This is a genomic window from Glutamicibacter sp. BW78 (assembly GCF_002332245.1).
GTDB lineage: Bacteria > Actinomycetota > Actinomycetes > Actinomycetales > Micrococcaceae > Arthrobacter_H > Arthrobacter_H rhombi_A.
Genome location: NZ_NRGU01000033.1, coordinates 1 through 8,452, shown reverse-complemented (window position 1 = coordinate 8,452; position 8,452 = coordinate 1). Strand labels below are relative to the sequence as shown.

The 8,452-nt window shown below is 61.7% G+C and carries 3 protein-coding genes; 1 reads left to right on the top strand and 2 read right to left on the bottom strand.

Going from position 1 to position 8,452, the window contains the following annotated elements:
* Positions 1-782: 782 nt before the first annotated feature.
* Positions 783-1,595 (top strand): IclR family transcriptional regulator, encoded by an 813-nt coding sequence (locus CIK75_RS10185; protein ID WP_086996237.1) that lies wholly within the window; start codon positions 783-785, stop codon positions 1,593-1,595.
* A gap of 131 nt (positions 1,596-1,726) precedes the next feature.
* Here the strand turns inward: CIK75_RS10185 and CIK75_RS10180 are convergent, their stop codons facing one another.
* Positions 1,727-3,094: an MFS transporter gene (locus CIK75_RS10180; RefSeq protein ID WP_086996234.1), complete on the bottom strand. Its 1,368-nt coding sequence runs from the start codon at positions 3,092-3,094 to the stop codon at positions 1,727-1,729.
* Between the two features lie 256 nt (positions 3,095-3,350).
* On the bottom strand, positions 3,351-7,253 hold the full coding sequence (locus CIK75_RS10175) for a hydantoinase B/oxoprolinase family protein (protein WP_086996232.1): 3,903 nt from the start codon (positions 7,251-7,253) through the stop codon (positions 3,351-3,353).
* Positions 7,254-8,452: the final 1,199 nt, after the last annotated feature.

The following is an 8,452-nucleotide window of genomic DNA, read 5'->3' as shown; positions in this document are numbered from 1 at the left end:
TCATTGCTCTCTCCACTCTCCGAATTATCTCGTTGCTATTTGAGCAACTAAGTTGCTGCTAGAAATACTATAACCTACCCCTCGGCTCAACACCAGAGATGCACGGAAGCTGCCCCTCCATCGACCAGCTCCTCGGCAGGGAACCGGCGTCGGCCTGAGGCGGCCTTCGGTTGGCGCTCGACTCCCGCGACTTTTACTTGACCCGACACGCGGGTTATCGGGGCCGATTCGGGACAGCTGCCCTGCCTTGTCGCGCATGATCCGCAACCTCTATATCCCTCAAACAACACAAAGGACGTGCACCCAGCACATCGCATGCGGTTGTCGGGAAGATGGCCTGAGCCACGATCCCTTGGCGCGAGCCACGTCGTTGAGACGTTGGAAAGCCGGGAAGACGGTTTCCATCTAATGGCGCAAGAGCTGGTGCCCAGGCCGGGTCAGACGTTTGCCATATCGACGTGCATGATCCCCGCCCCGTTTTATTCGGCGAACGTCTCCTTCGGCAATTCCTGCAGTCCTCCATCGATGCACCGGCCCATTACGGGGGGCCTTTCCGGTCATCATCCGGACGATGAATCCGAGCTGTTGCGGGCCATCCTCGGTATATTGTTTTCTCAAGCAATATAGTTGCTACTGAAGCAACCCACGAGGCGTCTGGAGTGACCCTCTTAAGACGATCCGTGTCGGTTCCGAGCCCTGAAGCCGAAACGCATCGTCCTCGGGACGTGATTTGATATGACTGGTAACGAGGCGGAACGGATCCGCGGAAGAAGGTGCTTGACATGGGCAATGCACAACAGGCCTCACATAACACCCAGGGGGTCGCCGCCTCGCTGCTCAATGGTCTGGCCGTCCTGGAGGCCTTCTCCATCGAGAAACCGGTCCTGGGCGTGACGGAGATCGCACATCGTGTTGATCTGCATAAGAGCACCGTCTCTCGGATCCTCAACGGCTTGGTTGAGGCCGGTTACATCCAGCGCGACGAGGACACCGGCCGATTCCGGCTGGGTCTGGGAGTGATCATGCTTTCCGGACCACTTTTGGCCGATTTGGATGTTCGGCGCGCTGCTCTGCCCTTCTTGGAGGACATCACCGCTGCCACGAAGGAAACCGCTGCCATTTCCGTATGGAACGGAGCGGAAGCGATCGTCGTGGAGCAGGTCGCCAGCCCGCACCAGGTCAAACACAGTGCAGCCATCGGAACGCATTACCCACGCTACGAAAGCTCGTCGGTCCGGGTCTTTTTGGCTGAGTTGCCCACAACCGAGGTGGATCAGCTATTGGAAGAGGGAACCATCACCATCGATGCCGGTAGCGGCGCCCCGCTCCCGGTGGCCGGGCATCTCGAGCACGTCCGTGAAGCCGGCCATGCGGTCAACGATGGATTCACCACCGACGAGGAGTACGGGATTTCCGCGCCGGTCCGAGACTATCGGGGCATCGCCGTCGGCTGCATCACCGTCAGTGCACCTCGCTCGCGCGTCTATAAGCAAAGCTGCGCCGAGACACTAGCCGCTGCAGTCCAGGAAGCCGCCGAACAAGTCTCCGGCCGTCTCGGGGCACCCGCGCCGGCACGAACCGCGGGCACCGCCTAACCCCGCTTGCGGATTCAGGTCTTCTTCTTCCCGGCAGGACGCCTACGCCGGAGTCAGCGCCCGGCAAACCGGGCGACCCCGGATTCTCGGGGCCGCCCGGTTTGACCGCCTTGAGTCCAAGGCGGTGTTTTTCAGCGTGAAAGGACCTGTCGGGGATCCACGTTTCGTGACGCCAGGATCAGCAGTCCGGCGGCGAATATCGGCAGGCAGCCCCAGTAGAAGGCCGCTTGGTTCCACGTTTGGCCGCTGGTCAATGCCATGGTGACCAGGGCGCCGCCAATGATGGCACCCACCTGACCGGCTGCGTTGATGATGGAGGCTCCGGTCGCCCGGGTGTGGACCGGGAAACTCTCACCGGTGAAGAACAGCAAGGCCGAAAACGGGCCGATCAAAAAGAACAACCCTGCACTATAGAGGGTCAGGACCAGACCGAAACCGCCTGTGGGGGCCAGGAGCATGCCGCTGAAGGACAGCCCACACAAAATCCAACCCAGGGATATCGCGTTGCGCCGCCCGATCCGGTCCCCGAGCCACCCATGGTAGAGGTACCCGGCAAAGGCCGTGGCGTTGGAAACGACCAGTATTCCCAGGGCGCTGTCGAAGGTGATGTTCTTCCCGTCCGCGGCAGTCAGCAGCGAGGTACCCAGAAGCACGAAGACCAGCACCCCGACCCAGCACAACATGAATGAGAGACCGATCACCATGGTGGAGCGCAGCGACTCCCCCTTGAAGGCCGCGGCCAAAGGCATGCCCTGCTCGCTCAGATCCACCCCGACCGTGCCGGCCAATTGGTGGGCTTCTTCGGTCTTGCCTTCGGCGAGTAGTTTCTCCGCGTCGCGCCGGGCAGTAAATTGCGGACTTTCCTTCAGCTTCAGCCCGGCCCAGACAATGGGGATCGCGGGAATCGCTGCAACGATGAAGCACAACGCCCAGCCACCGATCGGGTACAGCAGGAAGATGGAAGCAGCTGCCAGGACCGACCCCACGGGCCATCCGGACTGGACGAGGGAGTAGATGAAGCCCCGTCGCCGGGCCTTGGCCGGATCCGTGTAGACGTGGGCGAACATTTCGTTCAGGTAAGCGGCATTGATGGCCTGTTCTGCGTACCCCAGACCGGCGATCGAGCGCACCACGATCAGCAGCACTATGCCGAAGCCGGCAACCAGGCCGATGACCCAACCGGCAACGACGGTGAGGACCGAGGCGATGGCGGCGCCGATGACCGCAATGAGGATTCCCTTGCGGCGGCCGACCCGATCCACGACCGGTCCCAGTGCCACCGCCACCAAGGCGGTTCCGGCTGTGACCCAGGTGTTGATGGCAGTTGATTGGGCGGTGGCCCAGCCCAGGTCCTCGGCGAGCTTGGGCAGCAGGTTGCCGAACAGGACGAAGTCATACACGGCGAAGGTCCAGGCAAAAAAGCAGACCCACGTAGCGAAGCGGACGTCCTTGGGGGTGACAGTGGCCGGTACAAGCAGCGTCTTTGGTGATGTATCCATGGTCAGTGTTCCTTATTCACGAGGGAAGCCTGCCGGCCCGTGGCCGGGAGGATGTTTCGTCAGGAGACCTGTGCTGCCGCCGAAGGCCGCCACAAAGGTGGCCGCTAGGACATGAAGAATCGAGATGCGGCGTGCGGGGAGGGTTCCCGGTTTCCGGGCGGCCCCACGCGTGATTCCTCTGGGGGCCCGATGGATGCGGGTGAACCGGCCGGTGGAAGAGCGTTCGCTCTTCCACCGGCCGGGATATCCTAGGCGATCACTCGGAAGCCGCTGCGACTGTTTCGCGGGGGGCGGCCGTTCCCTCCATCTCGTTACTGGGGCGTTCGGCACGCAGCCGAACGGTGGCTTCCATGTCCAGTTCCCAGGTGTTCGGGTCGATGACGACCCCATAGTCCTCACGGGCCCGATCAACGTTGGTGAATTCGTCCAAAACATCGGAGAAGACCTTTTCGGGATCGCGCAGATACGGGTCGCCGTAGCCTCCACCGGAGGGGACAGTAATCTCCAAAGACTCCCCCGCCTTCAGCGACCGGGCGGTGACCTTGGAAGGCCAGCTCTCTACTGCCTTGCCGTCATCGAGTTTGGATACCGATGCATTCAGTCCATCCTGTCCGCCGAAGATCCCCCAGGGGACGTCGGATTCGTGGCGGTCTGCTTCGCACGTCACGACGGTGTCGACCAGGAAGGTGTTGACCCGCACGATGCCGATCCCTCCGCGCTGCTGGCCCGCCGCCGCGGGTTCCTCGCGTAGTTCGTAGCGGTCGGTGCGCATCGGGAAACGCCATTCAAGTTCCTCGATCGGGTTGTTGCGGGTGTTGGCGATGAGATTGTCCACCGAGTCCGGCCCGTCGCTATCCGGCCGGCCCCCGTAGGAGCCCTCGTTGACTTCCAGATACACCCAGTATTCGCCGGCGTCCTCGTTCCATCCGGAGTAGGAAAGGAAGTGGATATGTGCGGAGTTCCCAGCGGTGATCTGCCGCGGCAGCACCGGGGACAGGGCACGCATCGCCAAGTCCACGACCCGCTGCACCTGCCCGAACCTGGCCATGCAGGCCGCAGGGTAGGTCGGGTTGAAGATCGTCCCTTCCGGGGCGATGACCTTCACGGGTTTGAGCATGCCCTGGTTCTGCGGAACGAAGACCTCGTGTGCGACTTCATCCAGGAACATCATCCGGGTGATGAAGGTGAATGCCGAGACCGTTGTGCCCTCGAAAGGGCAGTTGTATGCGGTGGGGACCTGGGGGCTGGAGCCGGTCAGGTCATAGGTGATCTCGTCGCCTTCGATGATGACCTTGACCTTGATCGGCAGTTTCTCCCCGTAGTTCTTACCATCATCGTCCAAGTAGCCTGTCTCGGTCTCGTAGACACCGTCTGGAACCTTGGCGATCTCCTTGCGCAGCATGGTCTCGGAATAGTTGATCCATTCCTGGCCCGCTTGTTCCACCGCTTCGATGCCGTAGCGTTCGGTCACCGACAGGAACCGGCGCTTGGCCAGCTCGCAGGCGGCGATCATCGCCTCGATGTCCCCGGCATTATGGGTCGGTGTGCGCGTATTGGATAGGATCTGGTTCAGCAGCGCGTCCTGCCGGACTCCCTTTTCCACGATCTTCAGTGCACGGAAGATCTGTCCCTCGGCTTGGTTGTCCACCAGGTCCACGGCCAGACCGGGGAAGGCTCCGCCGATGTCCAGTAGTTGGCCGGAGGCCCCGGCGAAGCCAACCCGTTCTCCCTCGTGGAAGATCGGGATGATGATCGCGACATCTGGTGAGTGGGTGGCCCCCAGATAGGGGTCGTTGTGCAAGATGATGTCACCCTCGTGAATGTCATCGCCAAGCACGCTGATCACGCCCTGGACGATTTTGGGCATCGCCCCCATGAACATCGGGGTGGAATCCGACTCGGCCAGCACGTTGCCTTCGGAATCGAAAACCCCTGCACCCAGATCCTCGGACTCACGGATGATCGAGGAATAGGACATCCGGAACAGCACCGAAGCCATTTCCTTGGCCATCGAGGAGAATGCCCCTCCGATGACCCTCATCAGAATCGGTGTGGCCAGCTCGCTATCGGCCCCTTCCTCCTTTACCGGGCAGGCGATCACGATGTTTCCACTATCATCAAGCGTCGCCGTGAAATATGGGGGAACGACGATCGTGGCATCGTACTGCTCGATGACACAGGGGCCTTCGATCCGCTGTCCGGCGCCGAGCTTCTCCCGGTCGTAGTACGGGGTGGAGAAGGTCTCGGGCTTGCCGTCGACGTCGAAGACGACGTCGGAAGTCTCCAACACGGCCTCGGAGAGCTCGTAGGTGGTCCCCTCCTGCGGCGCAGGCGGCAGCTCCTCGGTGACACTGGTGCCCATCACGCGAATGTTCACGATCTCCACACCGCCGGTCTTGAACCGGTGACCGTATTCGGCCTCATGTGCCTCGTGGAACCTTTCGGCCATGTCCTCGAGCCACTGGTCGGTGACCTGACCTCCGGGGGCCTCGAAACGGACTTCGTATCCCTGGCCCTCATACCGGCAGTCAACCAGCCGGGTGAACTCCCGCTTTTCTTCCGGGACAAGATCCGAATCCAACTGAGCGACTGCCTTGTCTTCCAATTCGCCGAACTGGGAGTTCAGGGCCTGTTGATCCACGTTCGGCAGCGTGTACCGTGCGGTGCCGACGTACTCGTACTTCTGGTCGGTGGCCAACAAACCGGTGGCCGCGATGATGCCCGGGTGTGCCGGGATCATGACATTGGGGATCTCCAGTTCCGCAGCGATCTCGCAGGCGAACAGGGCGCCGGCACCACCCCCGGCAACCAGAGTGAAGTCACGTGGGTCATAGCCGCGGCGCACGGAGTTCAGTTCGATGGCCTGGGACATCCCAAATTTCTGGATTTGCAGGGCACCTAGCGCGGCTTCTTCCACACTCATGCCCAGTTCATCGGCCACGGTTTGCATCGCCGTGCGGGCCAGATCCGGGTTCAGGGACATCCCCGCGCCAGCCAGGCTGCGGTTTCCACGCAACCGGCCCAGCACGACTTGGGCATCCGTTGCCGTTGGCAGCGTCCCACCGCGTCCGTAACACGCCGGGCCCGGGTGCGCGCCGGCTGACTGCGGCCCCACGCGGAAAACTCCACCGTCGTCAACGAAGGCAATGGAACCGCCACCGGCCCCGATCGTGTCGATGTCTACCATGGGAACCATGGCTTGGTAGTCGCCGACCTTGGTATCAAGCAGGTGGCGCATCCGCAGTTCCCCGTCGAGGGAGACGCCGATATCCGCGGAAGTTCCACCGATGTCCAGGGTCACGACGTTGTCGAACCCGGCGGTCTGTCCGGCCCAGATCCCCCCAATGAGGCCGGCGACAGGACCGGACATAAGCATGTTCACCGGACGCCGGGCAGCCAAGTCGATCGGGATCATTCCGCCCGAGGACTTCATTAGGAGCATTTCGCGGGTGTATCCCATGGCTTTAACCTCTGCCGAGAGCCGGTCGAGGTACCGGGAGACCTTGGGCCCGACATACGCGTTCAGAGCAGTCGTGGAGAAACGCTCGAATTCACGATAGAGCGGGATGACCTCGCTGGAGATCGAAAGGAACGCTTCCGGGAATTCGTCGGCAACAATCTCCCCGATGCGCTGCTCGTGTGCCGGATTAAGATAGGAGTGAAGCAAGCATACGGCGATGGATTCGACCCCTGCCTCGCGCAGTTCTCGCACCCGAAGGCGCACTTCATCCTCGTCGAGAGGAACCAGGACATCCCCGTTGGGAACGGTAATCCGTTCCTTGACGGTCACTCGGTGTCGGCGTTTCACCAACGGATGTTCCTGCCAGGGCAGTTCCTGCTGCAAAGAGAAGTTGAAGGGTTTTTTATGCCGGGCGATGTGAAGGATGTCGCGGAAACCTTCGGTGGTGATCAGCCCGACTTCGGCACCGGTATGGGTCAGCGCAATGTTCGTGGCGACCGTGGTTCCGTGCACGAGCATGTCCACCTCGCCCAAGGTGATGTCGGCCTTAGCGCACAGGCGCCGCAACCCGTCCAGCACCGCCTCGGACGGGTCATGGGGGGTGGAGGGAACCTTTTCGATAACGACCTTCCCTGAGTCGTCGTCCGAATAGTAGAGGTCCGTGAACGTGCCGCCTACATCTACACCGATGCGCTTCATTGTGTCTCCTACTTCGTGGGGTGACGCCGAGACCGCAAGGTGCATCCCGCCTCCAGGAAGACACCTATGTCCAATTGATACGTGGCCGTGATCTCGATCACTTGTTGGGTAGGAAACAACCTAGTCTCCCCTGTAGCAACAAGTCAATGGTTCTCCAAAATAGCCCTCACATGCTTACGGCACGCTCGGACGCGCCTCCGGCCCACCTGAGGGGACTCCCCAGGCCCCATCAAGAGCTACCTACCCAGCGTCGCAAGAGGCACATCATCGCCGAACCGAAAGCGCGCTATAACGCCGCGAAGAGATGCACTTTGCTGGTCCACAAAAGACACTTCGACGTAAAAACCCCAGCGACGCTCGCATCCTCAGTCCGAGCGGCGACGCCTTCGGCCGAAATCCCGGGAACCGACCGAAAGAAGATGCCGTCCCCGAAATTTGCCGGCCACAACCGCATGGGCGCGGGAACTCGCGCGCGAAGGCTGGCATACCACTCAAGTCTCGACCACCTTCAACCGTGGTGCTTTCCCTGGCAAGGAGTTTCTGAAGACGAGCAGATTTTCCAAAGTCGACCAGCGCGGGCTCGTCTCCCCCGACGACGTTTCCAGCGCCACCCGCAGTCTCGGCCCGCGGAGTACCGGGCCCTGTCGACGGTGATGCGTGCTACAAGTACCTATCCGGCAGGGCTGCAAGGCCGGATGGCGAGACTCTGCCCCTTTGGGAAGTTGCCGTCGCGGGCGGATCTACCGCGGGTCATTAACTCCCCAGGGGCCAACGCAAGAAGTTGCGGAACGCTGGCATTTGAACGCCGGAAGCAAGACGGCGCGGCAACATCCTGTGGCGGCACCCCGCGCATGGTGCGGTTCCGGTGCCGCCACACCGTTCCCGTTATTAAAGACGGAAATCAGTTTTCGCGCGGTAAGTCAAGTCCATCCGCGTGTTGTTGCGACAAGACCTTTCTAATGGCGCGGCTACGCGCGCACTGATCGCACAACGCCACAACCACTCCCCCGATTCGACCCCGGTGACCATGATTCTATGCAACAGGTGCGCGCCCCGCACCCATGATGGTCGCCATTGTTTGAACTCTCGGGACCTCCAAGCACTAGCGGCAACACCACAGCCCGGCCCCTCGAGGAAGCCGGACTGTGGGCGGGGAAGCTCGGGATTACCGAACCGCGGGACTCAGGCCGGATCCGCAG

Excerpts from the sequence above, each read along its gene's own strand:
- CIK75_RS10185 (WP_086996237.1), top strand. The coding sequence starts at position 783 with ATGGGCAATGCACAACAGGCCTCACATAACACCCAGGGGGTCGCCGCC.
- CIK75_RS10180 (WP_086996234.1), bottom strand. The coding sequence starts at position 3,094 with ATGGATACATCACCAAAGACGCTGCTTGTACCGGCCACTGTCACCCCC.
- CIK75_RS10175 (WP_086996232.1), bottom strand. The coding sequence starts at position 7,253 with ATGAAGCGCATCGGTGTAGATGTAGGCGGCACGTTCACGGACCTCTAC.